The following is a 19,354-nucleotide window of genomic DNA, read 5'->3' on the forward strand; positions in this document are numbered from 1 at the left end:
CCAGGAAGACAATGAAAGCAGCATGGTGTGGAATGATGGCGGCGGGCGTATTGGCGGCCGCGAGCGTACAGGCGGCACCCACGGTGGGCGAGTGCATGGAACTGACGACGGGCATCAAGTTCAGCAAGAACAATGGCGACGCACAAGTCAACGTCGAGGAACTATTCGAGGGCAAGAAACAAAAGGGCACGCAGCTGATCCTCAACGGCGGCGTGCTGCTGGCCACCTCCTACCAGGACATCCGCGATGGCCAGGTATTCCTGACGGGCAACGTCCACTACAATGAAGACGGCACCGTGCGCAGCAAGAACGTCTACACGCCGCAGTCCGCCATCCCCGCCAACATGCGCCCCGGCCAGGAAGTGCGCGTGCAATTTTCGGACACGCAAACGAGTACCCACTACCCGCTGGCGGGGCTCTCCGACAAGATCACCACCTCCACGCGCACGGACGAACGCAATTTCTCCATCACCTTCCTCGGCTGGGAACGCCTAGAACTGGGCGGCCGCCGCTTCCCCGACGCCTGCAAGTTCGAACTGCATGACGTGGGCGGCAAAAGCAAAGGCAAAAGCGGCGAATACGTATGGTACGCGCAGGGTTTCGGCGTAATCATGACGGACAAGCTCGACAAGAATGGCGAGGTGCAACCGGCGTACCGGATTGCGCTGACGAACATCCTCAGCGCACCGTAAATATTTTTTGATTATATTGCGCTAGAAGCTGGCCAAGGACACGGTTCATCCCGCCTAGTTCAGCGACGCCAGCGCATTGCCCCGCACCTGGAACGCCACCTTCGCCACCGTCTTGCCCGCATCATCGACCAGCGCCAGCGCATGCTTGCCCGGCACGGGGCGCCAGCTGATGCTGTCAAGCGCCGCGCCCAGGTCCTTGCCGTCGAGCACCCAGCGCAAGGCATGGCTGCCCTGGGCCTGGAAGAACACGCGCTGCAAGGCTGGCGGGATGTCGGGGTCGATGGCGAGGATGCTGTCTTCGGCCGGATACACGATGGCAGGCGGCTTCACGGTGTCGCCCAGAACGGCGATGACGGGGCTTTCCGTGCCGGCGATAAACCATTCGCGGCGCGGCGCTTCGAGTGCGGGCTGGTAGGCCACCATCTGCTGCAATACGCCGGGCGGCGCTTTCGGGGCGTGGCTGGGCACGTTCTTGTGCAGATAATCCATGACGTCGCGCCACACGGGCGCGGCGCCCGTCACACCCGACACGTCCCACATGGGCTTGCCGTCAAAGTTACCCACCCAGACACCCACCGTGTAGCGCGCCGAGTAGCCCATGCACCAGTTGTCGCGCATGTCCTTGCTCGTGCCCGTCTTGACGGCGCTCCAGAAATTCGTCCCCAGTTCGTTGCGCAAGCCAAACGTCATGCTGCGCGCGGCGCGGTCGGCCAGGATGTCGCCAACGATGAAGGCGGCGCCCGGCTCCATCACACGGCGCCGGTCCTTGCCAGCCTGGCCCGGCTGCAGGCTGGCCGTGCTGTACAGCCCGCCATTGGCCAGCGCGCGGTAGGCGTTGGCCAGTTCCAGCAAGGTCACTTCGGACGAGCCCAGCGCCAGTGACGGGCCGTAGTACTCGGCCGGTTCCGTCAGGCTCGACAGGCCCACTTCCTTGAGGCGGTTGTAAAAACCGTCCTGCCCCGTCAGCAGCACCGTGCGCACGGCGGGAATGTTGAGGGAACTGGCAAGGCTGGTGCGGGCGCTGACGTAACCCTTGAAATTGCGGTCGTAGTTTTGCGGCGCATACATGCCGGACGCCGTGGCGACGTCGAGCGGCGAGTCGTCCATGACGGACGCGGCCGTCATCAGCCGGCGCTCGATCGCCAGTTCATATAGAAATGGTTTCAGGGTGGAACCGGCCTGGCGCAGGGCCGCCACGCCATCGACATGGCTGCCGCCCGCATTGCCGACATAAGCGAGGATCTCGCCGCTGCGGTTATCTAACACGATGATGGCGCCATCGTTGACATTGCGCTCGCGCAAGGAGGCCAGCTGCTGGCGCAGGTTTTCCTGCGCGAAGCGCTGCAAAGGACCATCGAGGGTGCTGGCGACCTGTGCACCGGGCTGTTTCAGCAACTGCTGCGCCACTTGCGGCGCCGGCGCCAGTTCCGCGGCCAGCGCGTTGCGCTGCAAGGCCGTCTGCACGCGCTGGCCGATCAGCTGGCAGCTGCTGTCCATGCGCCACTCTTTTGCCAGCGCGCAGGCACGCCGCGTGACGGTGGCCGGCGGCGCGTTCGGCGCGCGCACGAGGCTGGCCAAAATGATGGCGTCCGTCTGGTTCAGGCCGGACGGCGCCTTGCCGAACAGGCTGTACGAGGCGGACGCGATGCCTTGCAGCTCGCCGCGGAACGACACCAGATTCAAATACGCTTCAAAAATCTGCGCCTTGCTCCAGCTGTCTTCGATGGCTTGGGCCGCGCGCATCTGGTCCCATTTCTGGCGCAGGCTGCGTCCGCCCGAGGACGCCTGCAAGTCCGCGTCCAGCTGGCCCGCCAGCTGCATGGTGATGGTCGAGGCGCCCCGGGGCTTTTTCGAAAACAGATTGTCCCAGGCGGCCGTGGCCAGCGCGGACACATCCACACCGCCATGCTGCATGAAGCGCTGGTCTTCCGCCAACAGCACGGCCTGTTGCACGGCCGGTGAAATATCGGCCAGCGGCACCCACGGCAGCCGCCGCACCTTCATGTCCACGCGCAAGGATTGCAGCGGAGCGCCGCTACGGTCGAGCAACTGCGCTTCCGAACTGCGGTAGGCGGCTTGCACCTGGGCCGGCGTCAGGACCGCCTCGGCAAAGACCGGGCCGGCCAGCAGGCAGCCCATCAGTAAAACCTTGCCTTTCACTGCCCCACCTTCACATTCACGTTCGGCGACTCGCCAAACATTTCGGGCGAATACATGGCTTCGATGCGCGTGGCCGGCAGGCTGAAGTCGCCGGCATTGTTCAGGCGCACCGTGTATTCCACGCTCCAGCTGCCCTTCGGCACGAACGCGTAATACGCGCGGAAGGCGTCGAACGCGCGTTCCTCGAACGTGGGCCAGACCCAGCCCGTGGACTTTTCGCCGGCCGTCATCAGCTGCGAATCACGGCCCAGGCCATTGCCCAGCACGGTGGCACTGGCGGGAATCGGGTCGTCGACCACGACCCAGCTCATGTCCGCCCGCGCCGACAAGTCCAGGCGCACGCGGTAGACGTCGCCGCGCGACCATGCGCCCGCCGTCTTCTGTTCCACCGGCGTAACGGTTTTCTTGATCGTGTAGCCGCTGGACACGGGCGCCTTGAGCGGGATGGCCGCCAGGCTTTGCACGGTGGCCCACGGTTTGCCCGTGCCGCTGTGTGCCAGGCCCAGGGTGTCCGTGCCCTTCGGCCACGCTTGCAGCACGGGGCCCACTTTCGCCGCGCCGTTCCACACGAGCGCTTGCGTATCGCCGCCCAGCTTGACTGCGCTGGCGCCCGTCACCGGTGTGGATTCGAACTTGGCCGAGAACTTGTTAATGGCCAGGGTGCCCCAGGCGTTGGCTACCGTCGTATCCCAGCGGCCCTTCTTCTGGCGGCCCATGCTGCCGCGCACGAGGCGGCCGATGTCGTCTTTCCACGCCGGGTTGTCCATCACGGCCAGCAGCAGGCGGTTGGCGTTGACGTCGCCCGAGACCATCAGCCACCACCAGTTATCCTTGCGCTCGGTGGAAAAGCCCATGGTCGTGCCCTGGAAATTCAGGCGCGAACGCAAAATCTGCTGCGCCTCGGCCAGCAGCGCATCGCGGCGTGCCAGGTTTGGCGTGCGCTGCAGCAACAGGCTCCAGTCGATCACGGCCGAAGTCGGCCACAGGTTCGGGTTGATGCTGATGCTTTCCAGCGCATCGGGCGGCACTTTGTTCGAACGCGACAACGCTTCCAGTGCGGCGAGCTTGCGCACGGCCAGGTCCGTCGTATCCAGCGCGGAACGGCGCACGATGCGGCCCTGTACGAAGGCCGTCAAAGCCGCTTCCATGCGGTTTTTCGTCTGTTCGGGAATCGCATAGCCCGCTTCTTTCGTTGCCGACAACACGTAGGCCGTCAAGCTGTCGCTGCCTTGTTCCATGATGGGGAAGTATTTCAGCATGCCGTCGCCATCCAGGTAGGCGGGCAGGCTGGCGGCCAGCTTGTTCCACGCCTCTTGGTCTTGCAGCGCGATGGCCTTCGACGTGTTTTGCTCGAAGCAGGTGTACGGATACGCGGCCATGTACTCGCGCACACCTGGCAGCTCACCGCCGAGCTTGGCGACAAAGCTGGTCTGGATACCACCCCGGCCCGGCAAGGCGCCGGCCGGCATTTGCACGGGCAGATTGATGGGCTTGTCGACTTGCTGCAAAGTGGCCTGGTACGTGCGTACGGGCGTGGCCTGGCCCACCTTTTGCGTGATTTTCAGTTTATCGGTATGGCTACCTGCCTTGGCGCCGATCTCCCACACAATCTGCTGCGCACCGAGCGGCACCTGGTAATCCCAGCCTACTTCGCGCGCTTCGCCCGCCGCCAAGGTCAAGCTCTGGCGTGGCAAGGCCTTGCCCGCCGCGCTGGCGTTCAGGTCCACGCTCAAGGACGCGGCTGAGGTGTTGCGCACGGTGAAACCGGCGCGCAACTGGTCGCCTTCGCGCACGAGGGTCGGCAAGCCCGACATCAGGATCAAGTCTTGCGAGCTGCGGATGTCCGTGCTGCCCGTGCCGAACAGTTCCTTGCCGGCGCTGGCGATGGCGACGATGCGAAACGCCGTCAATGAATCGTTGAGCGGCACTTGCACGGTCGCTTCGCCCTTGGCGTCGAGCTTGACCGTGCCCTTCCAGAACAGCAGGGTATCGAACAGCTCGCGGCTGGCGCCCTTGCCGCCGCCACCGCCGGCCGGGAAGGCCTTGCGGCCGAAGTGGCGCTTGCCGATCACCTGCATCTGCGCCGTCGCCGTTTCCACCTGCAGGCTGCGCTGCGCCATCATGGTGTCGAGCAATTTCCAGCTATCGTTGGGCATCAGTTCCAGCAAGCCCGTATCGACGGCCGCCAGCGCCACTTCGGCGCCGACTGGCAACGGTTTACCGTCGGCGCGGCGCACGCGCACGGACACCTCCGCCTTGTCACGCGTCTTGTACACCTCCTTGTCGGACACCACCATCACGTTCAGTTCATGCGCCTGCCACCCCACGTTCAGCGGTGCAATGCCCATCTTGTAGGCCGGCTTGCCCAGGTCAACCAGCGCCGTCGGCTGCACGCCGTCCACCCTGCCCCGCACGACAAACACGGACACATACACATTCGGCGCGTAGTTTGGTTTGACAGGGATATTTACCACGGGTTCCCGGCCATTGAGCTGGCGTACATAGGTGTCGAGGATGCCTTCGCGCTCGACCGTGATCAGCGCAGTGCCCGAACGGAACGGCATGCGTACTTGCAAGCTCGCTTCCTGGCCCGGTTCATAGCGTTTCTTTTCAGGCAGCACATCGATGCGGTCATTGTCGCTGGCGTTGAACCACCAGTCGCCGCTGCCGGCCACCCACGTTTCGCGGTTGGCGACCGCCGAGTTGCCGGCACTGTCCTGCGTGCTGGCACGCAGGACAAGATTACCGCTGGCGGGCGCCTTCACGTCGCACATCAACAGGCCCTTGCCATCCGTCTTGCCCGAGCACGCCGGGCCCAGCTTAACCACTTCGCTGCTGTTTTCATATGCATAGAAGCCGCCAATCAGCCGACGGCGGTGCGAATAGCTGTTGCGCTGGAAGAAATCGACGGCGACCGGGGCATTCGCCACGGGCTTGCCATTGGTGCCGAGCACGGCCACGGTGAACTTGAAGGCATCCTTGCTCAAGGCCCAGGCATCAGGCTTGATGCCGATCAGATAGTTTGATGGCCACAGCGGGACGCGCGTGGCAACGGAAGCCGTCTCGCCATTCGCATCCTGGAACGCCATTTCCGCCACCAGGTCGCGCGGCGTGGACAGCTGCGGCAGCTGGTCGATAACGATACGCGCGCCGCCCGCCTTGTCCAGGGTCAAACTTTGCGTGCGCGCGGCCGCCGCGCCTGCACCGGCATGCCCGCCATTGCCCTCGTCCTGCCACCCGCCCTCATCGTCGTCGTAGCCGGTGCCCTGTTTCACAAGACCTTCCTTCACGTCGCCATTGCTGAAACTGAAATCGGGATAATCGGCAAACGTCACGCTCTTGTCTTGCAGCACCGTGCGCAGCTTGACGGGCGCGTTGGTGGCCGCGCCGCCGGCCAGATACGTGATTTGCGCATCGAGGGCCAGCTGCCTGGCCTGCACGGCGGGCGCTTTCGGCCCCTGCAGCACGGCTTTCATGGTCGGCACGCGGAACGCTTCCACGCGGAAACTGCCGGATGGTCGGCCCGCCATCGTCACGCTGTACTCGCCCTGCTTGGCGTCGGCGGGGATGACCCAGTCGCTTTCCGCCGTGCCGCTGGCGGACCAGCGCAGCGGCAATTGATAGTTCTGGTCGCTGCCCTGGTGCGTGATGACGACGGAGGTGGCGCTGCCGGGGCCGTTGTTCTTGTCGACCAGGCTCATGCCTTCGCCCGTGTGCTTGCGGATGAAATGCTTCATGTGCACGGTTTCACTGGCGCGCAGCAATGTGCGGTCAAATACCGTCGCCAGCAAGGTGTTGTCGGCGCGCGTGTCGTCCGTGGGCAAATTGAAACGCCACGCTTCGATGCCGCCCACCCAGTCCGACAGGGTGAACGTCATGTCGCCGCCGCTGCGCGCGCTGATAAAGTAGCGGCCATTGTTCTTGCAGCTGGAATTGGCCAGTTCGCCGGGAATGTGCGCCACGCCGTCCGCACCCGTGGCCCCTTGCCACAGCAGCTTGCCGGCGCAGTCGCGCACGGCCACTTGCGCCTTCGCAACAGGCGCGCCCTTGTCGAGCGACGTCACCCACACGAGCGACGATTGCGCGCCATGCTTGAAGTGGGCCGCCAGATTCGTCACCAGCGCGGCCGTACGGATATAGGCCGTCGTCGGTTTGCCCAGCAGCACTTTGCCAAGGATGGGGCTGGCCAGTTCGACCACGTAAAAACCCGGTTTTTGCAGCGGAATGCCGATCACTTCAAAAGTTTTCTTGCCATCGGGACGCGGCAGGCTGATAGGACGCGTGCCGGCCGCGCCCGCCAAGACGGATTTGCTCATGTTGCCCGCATATTGCGCGTACGGCTGCCAGTATTCGCCCCCGTCGCCGTTGCCGGCCAGGCGCTGCATCCACTCGATGATGAACTTGTCGTCATTGTCGGGCACGCGCAAGGTGGCTCCCGTGGCGGCTGCGGATGGCTGGGCGACTTCCTTGCCCGACAGCACGGGTTCGATATTGCGCACCGTCACGGGCAGCAAGCCGTCGCCCTTCGCTTCGATGATGCCGAACGGGGCCGGGAATTTGAGCAGCGGCGGCTGTTCGCCCGTGCGCACCGTCATGGGGAAGCGCGCGCGATTGAGCAAGGCGCGGCCCGCGTCATCCGTCAGCTTCGGCGGCAGGCTCAAGACAAAACTCGCTTGCACGGGGAAGGGGCCGTTGAAGGCGGCGCTGTACAGGAATTCCGCCTTTTCTTCCTCTTTTGAAATCGTCGGTACATACGTCTTGCCGCCGCCCTTCAAGGTCATGGCGCGCACCAGCGATGCTTTCACGGGCGCGGAAAACTGCACGCGCATGGGCAGGAAGGGTATGCATTGCTCCTTCGGGTTGCTGCGCTCGCAGCTGAATTTGGCCGTGAAGTCGGGACGCGTCTTGAACTGCAGGGTTTGCGCTTTCTCCGTGGCGATGCCGCTGGCGCTGGCGATGCCCTCGCCCCACACGAGCGACACCTTGGCGTTGGCGGGGAAGCTGCGCTTGCATTGCAGCACGGTGACGGGCAACGGCGGCGCGCCCTTGCTGGCCACGGGCATGCCCGCTTTCCATACGACGCCCCGCTGTTTGAAATACACGGTCAGGTAGCGGTCGAGAAAGCTCTTACGCAGGGTCAATACCTGCTCCAGTTCCTTGCCTTTGAACAGGCGCACAGGAATCTTTTCATTGATGCCATCGGCGCGGCAATACGCATTCGCGGCCACGCTGGCCTCGTTCGGCGCGGCGTCCAGGCCCAGCACGAAGATCTGGTTTTCATCGATGTACGGCTGGCCGTCATACGGTACGGCCTCGACGATGGCCGGGCCGCCCGTGGTGAAACGGTAGGACGTCGTCCCCCGCAAGGCCTGGCCCGCCTGGTCCTTCAGCCCCGGCTTCAAGGTGAAGCTGCAGGCCACGCCGGCCGGCAAGTCGCGCTCGAAATCGAAGTTCCAGTTGCGCTCGTCGGCCCAGCGCCCCGCGCCCGCCACGACGCCAGGCTCGGCCTTGCCGCAATCGATGGCGAACGGCGCGGGCAAGCCCATGTCGCCGAACGGCACCATCGGCGTGGCGAACTGCGCCCGTACCTGGCGTACGGCCTTGACCGTGCCGCTCGGTGAAAACACGGATACGCCGCTATCGGCCCAGGCCGGCGTCGCCGAGCCCAGCGACAGCAGCAGGCACAAGGTCCCCAGTTTGCCGGTCAGCGGGGAAGAAAAAATACGGGGCAGGTCAGGCACGGGTGACTCCTTGATGAAAAGTGGCGGAGCTGGCTGCAGCGCGAAAAGTTGCTTGGCGGAAGCCTGGAAAAGCAACGGAACGCGGCAGGAATACAACATCAATGTAATATTAGTTATCAAGCTCATCATTGTTGCTAATATACAGTGGCATGCAGGTGACAAGTCGTACGATTGCCTCTTGCCGCGGCGCCAGGAAGTGGCGTGCTTGTAAAAGTTTTACCTAGCAAATTAGTTTTTTTCAACAGCAAAGTCATTGTCGTGAATCTGCAACACCATTGATATACCACAATGCTTTGTGCGCCAGCGCACCGACCACCTGAACCTGCAACCGTATTCTCTAGTCCAACAGCAGTGCATTTATCGCAAGAAAACGCACCTGGAAGTGTGGTCGATCTCTAGCAATAGCACGTGTAGCAAGATGTCGTTTTGATGCCGTAGAGAAAATCTCTTATCAACGTTGGGAGTTACTTGTGAATAATCTAAAAAAAATCGCCGTTGCCGCCGCAGTCCTGTGCTCTGCCCTCGGCGCACAGGCCCAGGAAATCAATCCCTCCTGGTATATTCAACCTAGCATCAACGCACTCAAGCCAGATTCCGACTTCGCCACGGATAAAACCGGCTATGGCGCAGGCTTGCGCTTCGGTAAGCCTGTTTCCCAGGACTGGGATATCCAGCTGGGCACCACGTATGCACGTTCCAAGGATGGCGGTCAGCGCTACCAGCAAAATACGCTGGGCGTAGACGGCTTGTACATGTTCTCGCGCAAAGCCTTCCGTCCCTTCCTGCTGGTCGGTGCCGGTATGCAACGCGACAAGGACACCAGCTTCGCCTTCGGTGAGCGCAGCAAGAGCTCGCCATACGCCAGCGTGGGCCTGGGTTTCCAGTCCAGCATCACCGATCAACTGTCCGTCCAGGCTGACGTGCGCAACGTCCACGGTTTCCTGCGCGGCAACACGTTCGACCCGAGCAGCAAGGCCAACAACTACTACGTCACCGTGGGCCTGAATTACGCGTTCAACAAACCGCCAGCACCGCCGCCACCACCGCCACCGCCGCCAGTGCGTGAAGAAGTGGTCGTGGTCGTGCCGCCGCCACCGCCGCCACCGCCACCAGCACGCTTTGAAAAAGTGACGATGTCGGCAACGGAACTGTTCGCGTTCGACAGCGCCAAGCTGGGTCCGACACAGACCAAGCTCGACGAAATCGCACGCGTGCTGACGGCAGCACCGGACGTCAACAACGTCGTCATCAGTGGTTATGCCGACCGCATCGGTTCGCCCAAGTACAACCTGAAACTGTCGCAGCAGCGCGCTGATGCAGTCAAGGAATACCTGGTCGCCCACGGTGTCGCCGCCAACCGCCTGACGGCCGAAGGCAAGGGCTCCACGAATCCTGTCGTCACGTGCAACAACAAGAAACGTGCCGACCTGATCAAGTGCCTGGAACCAAACCGCCGCGTTGAAGTGGAGCAAATCACCATCGAACGCCGCGTGCAGTAAGCTGAACAGTGGTACGCCACTTGTGAATTAAAAAAAAAGGGGCTCGCGCCCCTTTTTGCATTGAAAGCCACCATGAATTTCTCTACCCGCTATCCCAAACTGGCCAGCCTGGCGCCGTTCAGCAAGCAGATGCGCAGTGTCCTCTTCTGTTCCGTCACTGAATGGCTGGAACACCGCGCCTCGAGCAAGGGGGCCGCCCTCGCCTATTACACCCTGTTTTCCATCGCCCCCATCCTCGTGCTGGTGATCGCCATCGCCGGCTTTTTCTATGGCCCGGCCGCCGCGCGCGGCGAGCTGATGGGGCAACTGCAGGGCTTGCTGGGCACGCAGGGCGCCGAAGCCATCCAGCTCGTGCTGGCCGGCGCGAAGAACCATGAACAGGGCCGCATCGCCACCCTCATCGCCAGCGCCCTGCTGCTGTTTGGCGCCACCAGCGTGTTTGCCGAGCTGAAAGCGAGCCTCGATGAAATCTGGCAAGTGCCGCCCTTGAAGGAAGCGGGCGCCTGGGACATGCTGCGCACGCGCTTGCTGTCGTTCGGCCTGGTGCTGGTGCTGGCCTTCCTGCTGATGGTATCGCTGGTGGTCAACGCGGCCATGGCCATCCTCGCCAACTTCTGGGAGGGCGTGTGGAAAGACACGGCCGTGCTGTTTACCATCCTGTCGAACCTGATCGGCTTTGCCGTCATCGCCAGCCTGTTTGCCGTCATCTATAAAATGCTGCCGCGCGTGCGCCTGTCCTGGCGCGACGTGCTGATCGGCGCCATCGGCACGGCTTTCATGTTTTCACTAGGGAAATATGCGATTGGCGTGTATATCGGCAATAGCGGCGTGGCCAGCAGCTATGGCGCGGCCGGCTCGCTGGTGGCGCTGCTGCTGTGGGTATATTACTCGGCACAAATCTTCTTCCTGGGCGCCGAATTCACGCGCCAGTTCGCCCTGCAACTGGGCAGCATGAAGGATATGCCGAAGACGGATGACGGCGACCTGCAAGTGAAGATATTGAAACGCCATCAGTCGTAGGCAGTCTGCACGCAACAACGGCGCCCGCGGGCGCCGTTTTTCTTATCCAGCCTCAACTTACTCGCCCAGCAATTCGGCTACCACTTCCATGCCCTGCACGCGCTCGGCCACGACCTTCACGATGACGATGATGGGTACGCCCAGCAGCAAGCCCCAGACGCCCCACAGCCAGCCCCAGAACAGCAGGCTGATGAAGACGGCCGTGGGGTTCATGCGGGCGATGCGCCCCGTCATCCACGTGGTGACAAAAGTGCCGACCAGGGTAGCGATGGCCATCGACGTGCCCGTCACCAGCAAGACCATTTCCAGCGATTCGAACTGCAAAAAGGCGACGAGCCCCGTGGCGATGGTGATGAGCAAGGGGCCGAAGTACGGCATGATGTGCAGCAAGCCGGCCACGATGGCCCAGGCGCCCGCGTTTTCCAGGCCGATCACGCGCAGGGCGATCCACATCAGGACGGCCAGCAAGCCATTCGTGACGAGCAGCATGAACATATAGTTCTGGATCGAGGTATTGATGTCTTCCAGGATGTGCACGGTGACCTTCTTGCGGCTCAGCGACGGTCCCGTCAGCTTGACGAGCTTGCGCTTGAAGGTGTCGCCCGACAGCAGCAGGAAAAACACGAGGAAGATGACCATCGTGGCCTGGCTGACAAAGCCCACCAGGCCCAGCGAGCCTGCCCAGACCCAGTCCATGATCTTGAAATTGGGGCCTTCGGACGCTGCCGCGGCGCGGCGGTTGTTGCGGCGCGCTTCGGCGCCGGCGGCCACTTGCTCGATCTCATTGGCCACGGCCTGCATCTTCTGGAAGGTGCTGTTCTTGCCACCCGTATTGGCGGCGATCAGGCGCGACAGTTTATGAGTGGCGGCTGGCAACTCTTCAACGATGGATTCGAATTCGCCCTGCACGCGCTCGACCACAACGATGGAGCCGAACAGGATCAGGGCCGTGACGACCGTGGTGCCGATGGCGCGCGGCAGGCGCAGCTTTTCCAGCCAGGCGACGACGGGATTGAGGGTGTAGGCAATGAAAATGCCGAAGATGACGGGAATGAGGAATTTCTGTGCCCACTGCAGCGCATAAATGAAGCTGACGGTGGCGATGATGCCCAGCGCCATGCCACGCGCATTGACATGCAGCGGCAAACGCAAGGATGCGTCCAAGTGCTCCACGGGCGTGCCGGGAGGTGGCCCGGCAGGCTCGGTGGAGGCAGCCGCCACCGGCTCGGGCGGGGTATCTGAAGGCTGGATATGCATGCGATTCCCGCGACGGTCGGTGGTGGGCCGCAGCGCCAGCCGTGGGGCTGGCCGCTGCGGCGGGTCAGGCCATTACTTGACGCGGATGTCGTTTTTCACCGACTTCACGCCCTTGACGCCACGGGCAACTTCACCCGCTTTGGCGGCATCGGCTGGCTGGGCAACGAAGCCGCTCAGCTGAACCACGCCCTTGAAGGTTTCAACGTTGATTTCCGTCGATTTCAGGGTAGGCTCATTGAAGATGCTGGCTTTCACTTTGGTGGTGATCGCGGCGTCGTCGATGTACTCGCCCGTGCCTTCCTTGGTTGGGGTCGAAGCGCAGCCTGCAACGGCGAACAGGGAAGCGACGAAAAGGCCAGTAGCGATAGATTTAGTGAATTTCATGGTTTTTTCCTTAGGAGTGGTCAATCAATGTGCTCACAATGAGCTTCTTATACCAGTGTGGTGACTGCGCGCCGGATGGAGCTCAGTAGCCGAACTGGGTTTTTGCAGCCTTGATACAGTCATCCTTGGCTGCGCCGGCTAATGCATCGCATTTTTCTGTCGCGACCTTGTACTCGGCTTTTCTCTTTGCTTCACGCGCATCGCTGCGCGCTTCGATGACTTTCTTGTCCGCCTTGGCGTCGGCCAGGGCCGCCACCTTGGTGGACTTGGCCAGCTTGACGCAGACATCCTTGTCGTTGCCCGTCACCGCATTGCAGCGCGCCAGGTCGACGTCATAATTGGCATCGGCAATCTTGATGCGGGCCTTGGTGTAGGCGCGCAGGGTATTCGTATATTGCGCCTGGGCCACGGCTTCATCGTAGGTACGCACGGCCTTCGCTTCGGCGATGCAGACATCCTTCGGGTTGCCCGTGATTTTTTCGCACTCGGCATGCGCCAGCTTGTAGTTCAGGGCCGCCTGTTCATTGGCCGCCTTGTAGGCTGCTTTTGCTTCCGGCGTGGCGGCCACTGCCTGGCCGCCCCAGGCGGCGCATGCAAGGCTGACGACGATGGCGGTGAAAAGCTTATTCTTGTTCATATTGTATTTCTCCCTGGTGGTACCAAACATGTCTGCTTGGCATGACTACCGTTTTACGTGGATAGTCGCCGCTCTTCTGTACGCTGCCGTACACAAGTAATTTATTTTGAAAGCGGAAGGGATACAGGGAGAAATAACAACGTTTTGGTGGATCGCTACGGTAAAAAATACCATTTTTGGCAGCAAATAACTACGTGCGGCAGCGTACAGACCCGGGACGGGGGCATGACTAAGATGGCACTACACCCTCACCTCGTCAGGAGAATAAAATGAAAACCAACGCCACCTTGGCCGCACTGATGCTCGCCGCCACCGCCGTACTGAGCGGTTGTGCCACCGGCCCTTCCCAGTCACAACAGTATTACCCGGCCAACCAGCCTGAGTCCGCCATGTACGGCACCGTCGATTCCATCCAGATCGTACAGGGTGGCGGCCAAACCAGCGGCGCCGGCGCCGTGGTCGGCGGTATCGCCGGTGCCCTGCTGGGCAATACCATCGGTTCGGGCAGCGGGCGCACGGCCGCTACCGTGGCGGGCGCCGTCGCCGGCGGCGTCGTGGGCAACCAGGTCGAAGGCCGCAAGCAGCAGGCACAGGCTTATCAGATCAGCGTGCGTCTCGACAACGGCGAATACCGTACCGTGGTGCAAGACAACGCCAATGATTTGCGCCCGGGCAACCGCGTGCGCGTCGTTGACGGCCGCGTCTACCGCTATTAATCCACTGGCCGGGCTTGCCAGCAAGCCTGCGCCGGACCATGCACCAAACAAGGAGATACCATGGGCACCATCATTCTGATCATCTTGATCCTGGCCCTGGTCGGCGTCCTGCCCACCTGGCCGCATAGCCGCAACTGGGGTTACGGCCCCAGCGGCATCGCCGGCCTGGTCGTAGTGATACTGATCCTGCTATTACTGACAGGCAGGTTGTAAAAAAAGGCGCTACGGCGCCTTTTTTATTTCAAGGAGGAAATATCATGACTATCCACAACACACTCTTGGCGACCCTGTTCGCCTGCAGCCTGGCGCCGCTGGCACTGGCCCAGACAGCCACGCCGCAGCCGGGAGACCCGCAACGCTGGTACCAGGAAGACAGCACGGCGCAAGCCCAGCTGCGCACCCTGCGCAAGGAAATCGCCGCCGCCCTGGCCGAGGCCAAAAAAGCCTGCCGTACGGAACCGTCCGCCGCGCGCGCCACCTGCCTGAAGGATGCACAAGACACGTACCGGCAAGACATGGCGAATGCGGAAAAACTGCGCGCAGTGGCGCATACGCAGTGATGCAGCAATGCTGCCGTACTCTTGCTCTGTACTCTTGCAACGCCTGGCAAAACCGACGCGCAGCAGGTTTTGACAGGCGTCACTAAGCAGCGTCGCGTTCGTAGGGTGGCAGTTCATGCACCACGAGCGGCGTGTCTTCCGTGACAAAAGCCAGCCAGCCGGCCGCCTTGATCGCGCGCAGGCCATCCTGGTAGCCCTGCTCCCAGCGCCACTCGATGGAGCCCTTGGAGAAATTGATATCCTTGGCCGCCATGTGCCAGTCGCGCCCCGCATACGGCAGGCGCACGATGTGCATGGTGCTGTCGCAACCGAGCGCCACCAGTTCTTCCGTCTGCTGGCGGTTGTGCTTGGTGTCGGGCAGACCGGCGTACAGTTCGCGCAATTTGCGCTGCAAAGTGTGCGTGTTCACATAATCGGCGATATGCCGCTTCGAGCGCGAGGCGAAGGTGACATCCTTTTGCCGCGTCTGCACTTCATCGAGGGTGGTCGGTTCCGGCCCTTCCGAGCTCCACAGGTCCACCATGAAGACCAGGGTGTCGACGTGGGGCGTGTCGTCGAGCACGGTTTCCAGCGGCGTATTCGAGTACAGGCCGCCATCCCAGTATAAATCGCCATCGATGCGCACGCCGGCAAAGCCGGGCGGCAAAGCGCCGCTGGCGCGGATATGATCGGCCGTCAGGGCCTGCTGCTGGCTGTCGAAGCTGGTGAGGCTGCCGCATTTGACGCGCAGGGCGTTGACCGTCAGGCGCATGCCGCCGGGCTCGTTCAGGTAATCGAAGTCGACCAGTTCCTCGAGGGTGCTGGCCAGCTCGCTGGTGTCATAAAAACTGGCCTCTTCCGGCTTGACAGCGATTCCGGCAGGAAACAGGCTGAAGGTGCGCGGCTTGAAGAAGCCGGGCACGCCGCGCAGCACCGTATCGAGCGTGGCCAGCCAGATGTTCGAGCGGCGCTGCTGGTCGGAGACCAGGTTCATGTCGATGCTGTCGCGGTGCGCCACGCGCTGCCAGAACTGTTTCAGGCGCACGAGCCGGTCTTCGTGCTTGTTGCCGGCCAGAATGGCGGCATTGATGGCGCCGATCGAGGTGCCCACCACCCAGTCGGGCGCCAGGCCATGTTCGTGCAGCGCGTGATAGACGCCGGCCTGGTAGGCGCCCAGTGCGCCGCCGCCCTGCAGCACCAGCACGATGCGCAGGCGCGAGGGATTTAACTGATTGATCGGTGTCTTCGAATGCGTCATCAAGATGGCCCCTCTGTCCGCCGCGCGGAATGCGGCGTGAATCATTGTAAGGGATTGCGTGTATGCGCGCCGGACCTTGGGTGCAGGCAAAAAAAACGCCGTCAATGACGGCGTTCCTGTGCAACACGGCTGGCGTTCAGCGCTTGCGGCGCAGCCAGCTGGCGGCAACGGCGGCAACGGCCACGAGGACCAGGGCCGGCTTGACCAGCTTCTTGCGTCCGATAAACGATAGCGCCGTCAGCACGTAGGGCATGGCGCCTTGCAGCCGCATGCCGCCCGGCGCCAGCAGGGACTCGACGCGGTGGCCGGCAAAGCCGACCGCCGTCTCGACCACGCCCTGCAGCATCGACTCGGGACGCAATGCATAGCCCACGTTGGCGCGCGCATGCACGATGCCCACGCGGTACATTTCGCCCTGGGCGATCAGGAGGCGCTTGCGGGCGGCTTGCGCCGCCAGTTTGTCGGTTTCCGACATGAATTCTCCTCGTGAGGCAGCTTACATCAGCATGTCGCGGTCGGCCTTCAATTCCGCCATGGTGGCCGGCATCGACAGCTTTCCTTGACGCAGCATGGCGCGCGCATACATGACCAGCGCGATGGCCAGCAGTACGAACACGACCGTCATGATCGCCAGGATCTTCCAGCCCAGGCTATCCCAGGCGAGGAAAACGATCAGCACGCTGCCGTAAGCGATGGCAAACAAGCCCGCCACCGTCGCCAGCGCGAAAATGACAATCAGCTGCAGCATGTGATTGCGCACTTCCGACAGCTCGATGGTGGCCAGTTCCAGCCGCGACAACATCAGTCCGACGGCGTTTTTGGCCAGGCCGGCGACCGAGCCGATCAATCCCGGCCCCTGGTGAGACGAAGCAGACTTGTCCATATCGCTCCTGACAGTGGATTACTTGCGGCCCAGGATGAAGCCGACCAGCACGCCGACGCCAGCGGCAACGGCCACCGTGCGCCATGGGTTTTCCTTGACATAGCCGTCTGCCTGGGCAGCCATCTGCTTGGTGGCGACGATGGCCGACGCTTGCGCTTCATGCGCCTTGGCCAGGGCGGCGTCCAGGGTTTTCATGCCCTTGATGCGCACTTCATCGGCTTTTTCGCCGGTCAGAGCGGCAGCGGCGCTGAACAGGGCTTGTGCATCCTTGACCAGGGTTTTGACATCGTTATTAACGGTGGTGATATTATTTTCCAACATGGTTTAGCTCCTTAGCTGTGGATGAATGTAGTTACTATACCTACTTTACTCAAAAACACTATTCCATTAGATCGCGCATATCATCGGCGTGCTCTTCTTCAACAGCCATGATTTTGATCAACAAATGGCGTGTGGTCGGGTCTTTGTCGCCGATTTTCACGATCATCTGGCGATACGACTCGATCGCTACCCGTTCCGCGATCAAATTGGCACGCACCATGCTCTGCACGTCTTCGGAGTCATCATACTCGGCATGGCTACGCGCAAGCAATGTTGCAGGATTAAAATCTGGCTTGCCATTCAATTGCACGATGCGTTCGGCCAACCAGTCCGCATGTTCCTGCTCCTGCTGCGCATGCTCGAGGAACTCGGCCTTGATGCTGCCATTGTCGCGTCCGCTCACGGTGTAGTAATGGCGTTTATAGCGTGCGATACACACCAGCTCGGTGGCCAGCGCGCCATTCAACAAGGTAATCAACTCCTCGCGGTCGGCCTGGTAGCCGGCCGTCACGGCGCCGTCGTCCAGGTTTTTCGCGGCAGCGCGGATGGCCGCCGTATCGATGCCAGCTGGAATCTCAACAGATGTTGGTGTCATGATGCTTCCTTTCAATACTTGCGTGGGTATCCACCGGCCAGGTTGCGGCCGGTGCTGCCTTTGGCTTACAACGCCCCAAGGCGTTTAACGGCGGGCGGGAATCGCCGTGTTGTCCTCGGACAAGACGATTTCCACCCGGCGATTCAGTTGGCGGTTTGCCGCCGTGTCATTGCCGGCGGCCGGATAGGCGGCGCCATAGCCTTTGGTGGCGATGCGGTCGCGGCTGATGCCTTGCTCCAGCAGCGCATTGCGCACGGATTCGGCGCGGCGTTGCGACAATTCCAGGTTGTGCGCGGAGCCGCCCGTGCTATCCGTGAAGCCTTCGATCAGCACGGTGCGCTGCGGGTTGTTTTTCAGCACATCAGCCAGCTTGCGCGCCGTATTCGCGCCATCGGCCGTCAGATTCGCCTTGTCCGTGCCAAACAGCACGTCGCCCAAGGTGATCACCATGCCGCGTTCGGTTTTCTTGGCGGCCAGGTCGGCCAGCTGCGCCTCGAGTCCGGCGGCGCGGGCTTGCGCATCGCGGGCCGACGCTTCGGCAGCTTGTGCCTGGGCCTTGGCCGCTTCCGCATCGGCCTGCGCCGACTGGGCGCGCGCCGTGGCCTGGTCAGCCTGCTGCGTGCGCGCATCGAGGCGCAGTTGATCGCGCTGCTTGCCGGCGTTGGCGATATCGGCTTCCGCAGCTTTCTGCTTGGCGACTTCTTGCGCCGTGGCTATCTTTTGCTTGGCCAGGTAGGCCAGCTTGTCGACTTTTTCGCTATCTTCCTGGCGCGTGGCGGCCGCGTTCGCCGCTTCCAGCGCAGCGCTCGCTTCGCGGAATTCGCGTGGCGCATAGGTCGACACGATCGGGTTCGATTGCGCCGCCATGTAGTCGCCGCGGGTCTGGTCGAGCAGGCTGGTGGTGGTCGGTGCGGAGCTGCAGGCGGCGACAAAGGCGGCCATGGCCAGCAGGCCGGGAATGGTGGTGTAAGTAGCTTTTTTCATGATGGGGTCCTAGTTATTGTTATTAGTTATTGTTTTGGGGCTTGCTGATTGGCGCGGTCGAGCTCTTCGCGCATGACGCGGATGTTCTCGTTGATCTCGTCGGCGGCGCTGGTGGCCTTGGCCGAGTTGGCCTTGCTTTGCGCCAGCTTGGCATCGGCTTGCGCCTGGTCGGCCAGGTCGCGCGCCGTCTTGTAGTCGCGGTCTTTCAGCGCCTGGTTGGCCATGCGCATTTTTTCGCGGGCCGAACGCATTTCATCGGGCGCCAGGTCGGCGGCGCCAGCGCTGGCGGCGTTATCGACGGCGGCGCGCGACACGGCGACGTCGGCCGTGGCTGGCGTTTTCAGACTGGAACAGCCCGTCATCAGCACAACGGCGGTGGCGCAAGCGGCCAAGGCGGCCAACGGGGACATCTTGAAATCTCGGTTTGTCATTTTTCTTCTCCTGGAGAATGTAAGCAGTAAGGTTCATACGTCGGTGCATCTGGAATCAGGAACGGCGTTTGATGTAGACGTTATAGGCTCCGGCTCCCCGCATATCCGTTCGGTGCCGCACATAGGGTAGGAAATCGACAATACTTGCATGGGCAACGTGCGCTAGCGCACGTGCCCGACAGTAAAACCTGAAACAGCCCCGGCCTTAGGACGATTCCTGTAGCATCGCGACTACTT

At 62.3% G+C, this 19,354-nt stretch carries 18 protein-coding genes; 6 read left to right on the plus strand and 12 right to left on the minus strand.

What is annotated here, in order from left to right:
• Positions 1-11: 11 nt before the first annotated feature.
• On the plus strand, positions 12-692 hold the full coding sequence (locus JAB6_RS19085; protein WP_139143440.1) for a hypothetical protein: 681 nt from the start codon (positions 12-14) through the stop codon (positions 690-692).
• A gap of 54 nt (positions 693-746) precedes the next feature.
• Here the strand turns inward: JAB6_RS19085 and pbpC are convergent, their stop codons facing one another.
• Together pbpC and JAB6_RS19095 are read right to left on the minus strand one after the other, a co-directional pair.
• Positions 747-2,831 carry a penicillin-binding protein 1C gene (gene pbpC / locus JAB6_RS19090; RefSeq protein ID WP_070304099.1) on the minus strand — a complete coding sequence of 695 codons (2,085 nt, stop codon included), beginning with the start codon at positions 2,829-2,831 and terminating at the stop codon, positions 747-749.
• A gap of 17 nt (positions 2,832-2,848) precedes the next feature.
• Positions 2,849-8,593 carry an alpha-2-macroglobulin gene (locus JAB6_RS19095; protein ID WP_254671688.1) on the minus strand — a complete coding sequence of 1,915 codons (5,745 nt, stop codon included), beginning with the start codon at positions 8,591-8,593 and terminating at the stop codon, positions 2,849-2,851.
• Positions 8,594-9,063: 470 nt separating this feature from the next.
• Between JAB6_RS19095 and JAB6_RS19100 the strand changes: the two genes are divergently transcribed.
• Both JAB6_RS19100 and JAB6_RS19105 read left to right on the plus strand, forming a co-directional pair.
• Positions 9,064-10,092, plus strand: a complete 1,029-nt coding sequence (locus JAB6_RS19100; protein WP_070304100.1) for an OmpA family protein — start codon at positions 9,064-9,066, stop codon at positions 10,090-10,092.
• A 72-nt stretch (positions 10,093-10,164) separates the two neighbouring features.
• A complete protein-coding gene (locus tag JAB6_RS19105; protein WP_070304101.1) occupies positions 10,165-11,112 on the plus strand; it encodes a YihY/virulence factor BrkB family protein in 948 nt (315 codons plus the stop codon).
• A gap of 57 nt (positions 11,113-11,169) precedes the next feature.
• Here the strand turns inward: JAB6_RS19105 and JAB6_RS19110 are convergent, their stop codons facing one another.
• The 3 genes from JAB6_RS19110 to JAB6_RS19120 form a co-directional block, all read right to left on the minus strand.
• Complete coding sequence (locus JAB6_RS19110; protein ID WP_070304154.1) at positions 11,170-12,264, minus strand: AI-2E family transporter; 1,095 nt, start codon at positions 12,262-12,264, stop codon at positions 11,170-11,172.
• 177 nt (positions 12,265-12,441) lie between these two features.
• Positions 12,442-12,753 carry a BON domain-containing protein gene (locus tag JAB6_RS19115; RefSeq protein WP_034758914.1) on the minus strand — a complete coding sequence of 104 codons (312 nt, stop codon included), beginning with the start codon at positions 12,751-12,753 and terminating at the stop codon, positions 12,442-12,444.
• Between the two features lie 82 nt (positions 12,754-12,835).
• Positions 12,836-13,390 carry a hypothetical protein gene (locus tag JAB6_RS19120; RefSeq protein WP_034758917.1) on the minus strand — a complete coding sequence of 185 codons (555 nt, stop codon included), beginning with the start codon at positions 13,388-13,390 and terminating at the stop codon, positions 12,836-12,838.
• A 269-nt stretch (positions 13,391-13,659) separates the two neighbouring features.
• Between JAB6_RS19120 and JAB6_RS19125 the strand changes: the two genes are divergently transcribed.
• Genes JAB6_RS19125 through JAB6_RS19135 form a run of 3 tightly spaced genes read left to right on the plus strand, consistent with a single transcriptional unit; the run spans position 13,660 to position 14,666 of the window.
• A complete protein-coding gene (locus JAB6_RS19125; protein WP_034758920.1) occupies positions 13,660-14,106 on the plus strand; it encodes a glycine zipper 2TM domain-containing protein in 447 nt (148 codons plus the stop codon).
• A gap of 60 nt (positions 14,107-14,166) precedes the next feature.
• Complete coding sequence (locus JAB6_RS19130; protein ID WP_010396415.1) at positions 14,167-14,319, plus strand: DUF3309 family protein; 153 nt, start codon at positions 14,167-14,169, stop codon at positions 14,317-14,319.
• 44 nt (positions 14,320-14,363) lie between these two features.
• Positions 14,364-14,666 carry a hypothetical protein gene (locus JAB6_RS19135; RefSeq protein ID WP_034758925.1) on the plus strand — a complete coding sequence of 101 codons (303 nt, stop codon included), beginning with the start codon at positions 14,364-14,366 and terminating at the stop codon, positions 14,664-14,666.
• An 82-nt stretch (positions 14,667-14,748) separates the two neighbouring features.
• Here the strand turns inward: JAB6_RS19135 and JAB6_RS19140 are convergent, their stop codons facing one another.
• From JAB6_RS19140 to JAB6_RS19170, 7 genes are all read right to left on the minus strand, one after another.
• Positions 14,749-15,903 (minus strand): patatin-like phospholipase family protein, encoded by a 1,155-nt coding sequence (locus JAB6_RS19140; protein ID WP_034758929.1) that lies wholly within the window; start codon positions 15,901-15,903, stop codon positions 14,749-14,751.
• 136 nt (positions 15,904-16,039) lie between these two features.
• Positions 16,040-16,378: a hypothetical protein gene (locus JAB6_RS19145; protein WP_034758933.1), complete on the minus strand. Its 339-nt coding sequence runs from the start codon at positions 16,376-16,378 to the stop codon at positions 16,040-16,042.
• A 21-nt stretch (positions 16,379-16,399) separates the two neighbouring features.
• Positions 16,400-16,786, minus strand: coding sequence for a phage holin family protein (locus tag JAB6_RS19150; RefSeq protein WP_034758936.1), 387 nt, complete (start codon positions 16,784-16,786; stop codon positions 16,400-16,402).
• An 18-nt stretch (positions 16,787-16,804) separates the two neighbouring features.
• Complete coding sequence (locus JAB6_RS19155) at positions 16,805-17,107, minus strand: YqjD family protein (protein WP_034758939.1); 303 nt, start codon at positions 17,105-17,107, stop codon at positions 16,805-16,807.
• A gap of 58 nt (positions 17,108-17,165) precedes the next feature.
• A complete protein-coding gene (locus JAB6_RS19160) occupies positions 17,166-17,702 on the minus strand; it encodes a bacterioferritin (protein WP_070304102.1) in 537 nt (178 codons plus the stop codon).
• Between the two features lie 84 nt (positions 17,703-17,786).
• Entirely contained in the window at positions 17,787-18,686 is a 900-nt protein-coding gene (locus JAB6_RS19165) for an OmpA family protein (protein ID WP_034758945.1), read from the minus strand.
• A 26-nt stretch (positions 18,687-18,712) separates the two neighbouring features.
• Positions 18,713-19,117: a DUF4398 domain-containing protein gene (locus JAB6_RS19170; protein WP_051992010.1), complete on the minus strand. Its 405-nt coding sequence runs from the start codon at positions 19,115-19,117 to the stop codon at positions 18,713-18,715.
• Positions 19,118-19,354: the final 237 nt, after the last annotated feature.

The organism is Janthinobacterium sp. HH104 (assembly GCF_001758715.1).
In the GTDB taxonomy this organism is placed as follows: domain Bacteria; phylum Pseudomonadota; class Gammaproteobacteria; order Burkholderiales; family Burkholderiaceae_D; genus Janthinobacterium; species Janthinobacterium aestuarii.

Excerpts from the sequence above, each read along its gene's own strand:
- JAB6_RS19085 (WP_139143440.1), top strand. The coding sequence starts at position 12 with ATGAAAGCAGCATGGTGTGGAATGATGGCGGCGGGCGTATTGGCGGCC.
- pbpC (WP_070304099.1), bottom strand. The coding sequence starts at position 2,831 with ATGGGCTGCCTGCTGGCCGGCCCGGTCTTTGCCGAGGCGGTCCTGACG.
- JAB6_RS19105 (WP_070304101.1), top strand. The coding sequence starts at position 10,165 with ATGAATTTCTCTACCCGCTATCCCAAACTGGCCAGCCTGGCGCCGTTC.
- JAB6_RS19115 (WP_034758914.1), bottom strand. The coding sequence starts at position 12,753 with ATGAAATTCACTAAATCTATCGCTACTGGCCTTTTCGTCGCTTCCCTG.
- JAB6_RS19120 (WP_034758917.1), bottom strand. The coding sequence starts at position 13,390 with ATGAACAAGAATAAGCTTTTCACCGCCATCGTCGTCAGCCTTGCATGC.
- JAB6_RS19125 (WP_034758920.1), top strand. The coding sequence starts at position 13,660 with ATGAAAACCAACGCCACCTTGGCCGCACTGATGCTCGCCGCCACCGCC.
- JAB6_RS19130 (WP_010396415.1), top strand. The coding sequence starts at position 14,167 with ATGGGCACCATCATTCTGATCATCTTGATCCTGGCCCTGGTCGGCGTC.
- JAB6_RS19135 (WP_034758925.1), top strand. The coding sequence starts at position 14,364 with ATGACTATCCACAACACACTCTTGGCGACCCTGTTCGCCTGCAGCCTG.
- JAB6_RS19140 (WP_034758929.1), bottom strand. The coding sequence starts at position 15,903 with ATGACGCATTCGAAGACACCGATCAATCAGTTAAATCCCTCGCGCCTG.
- JAB6_RS19145 (WP_034758933.1), bottom strand. The coding sequence starts at position 16,378 with ATGTCGGAAACCGACAAACTGGCGGCGCAAGCCGCCCGCAAGCGCCTC.
- JAB6_RS19150 (WP_034758936.1), bottom strand. The coding sequence starts at position 16,786 with ATGGACAAGTCTGCTTCGTCTCACCAGGGGCCGGGATTGATCGGCTCG.
- JAB6_RS19155 (WP_034758939.1), bottom strand. The coding sequence starts at position 17,107 with ATGTTGGAAAATAATATCACCACCGTTAATAACGATGTCAAAACCCTG.
- JAB6_RS19160 (WP_070304102.1), bottom strand. The coding sequence starts at position 17,702 with ATGACACCAACATCTGTTGAGATTCCAGCTGGCATCGATACGGCGGCC.
- JAB6_RS19165 (WP_034758945.1), bottom strand. The coding sequence starts at position 18,686 with ATGAAAAAAGCTACTTACACCACCATTCCCGGCCTGCTGGCCATGGCC.
- JAB6_RS19170 (WP_051992010.1), bottom strand. The coding sequence starts at position 19,117 with ATGACAAACCGAGATTTCAAGATGTCCCCGTTGGCCGCCTTGGCCGCT.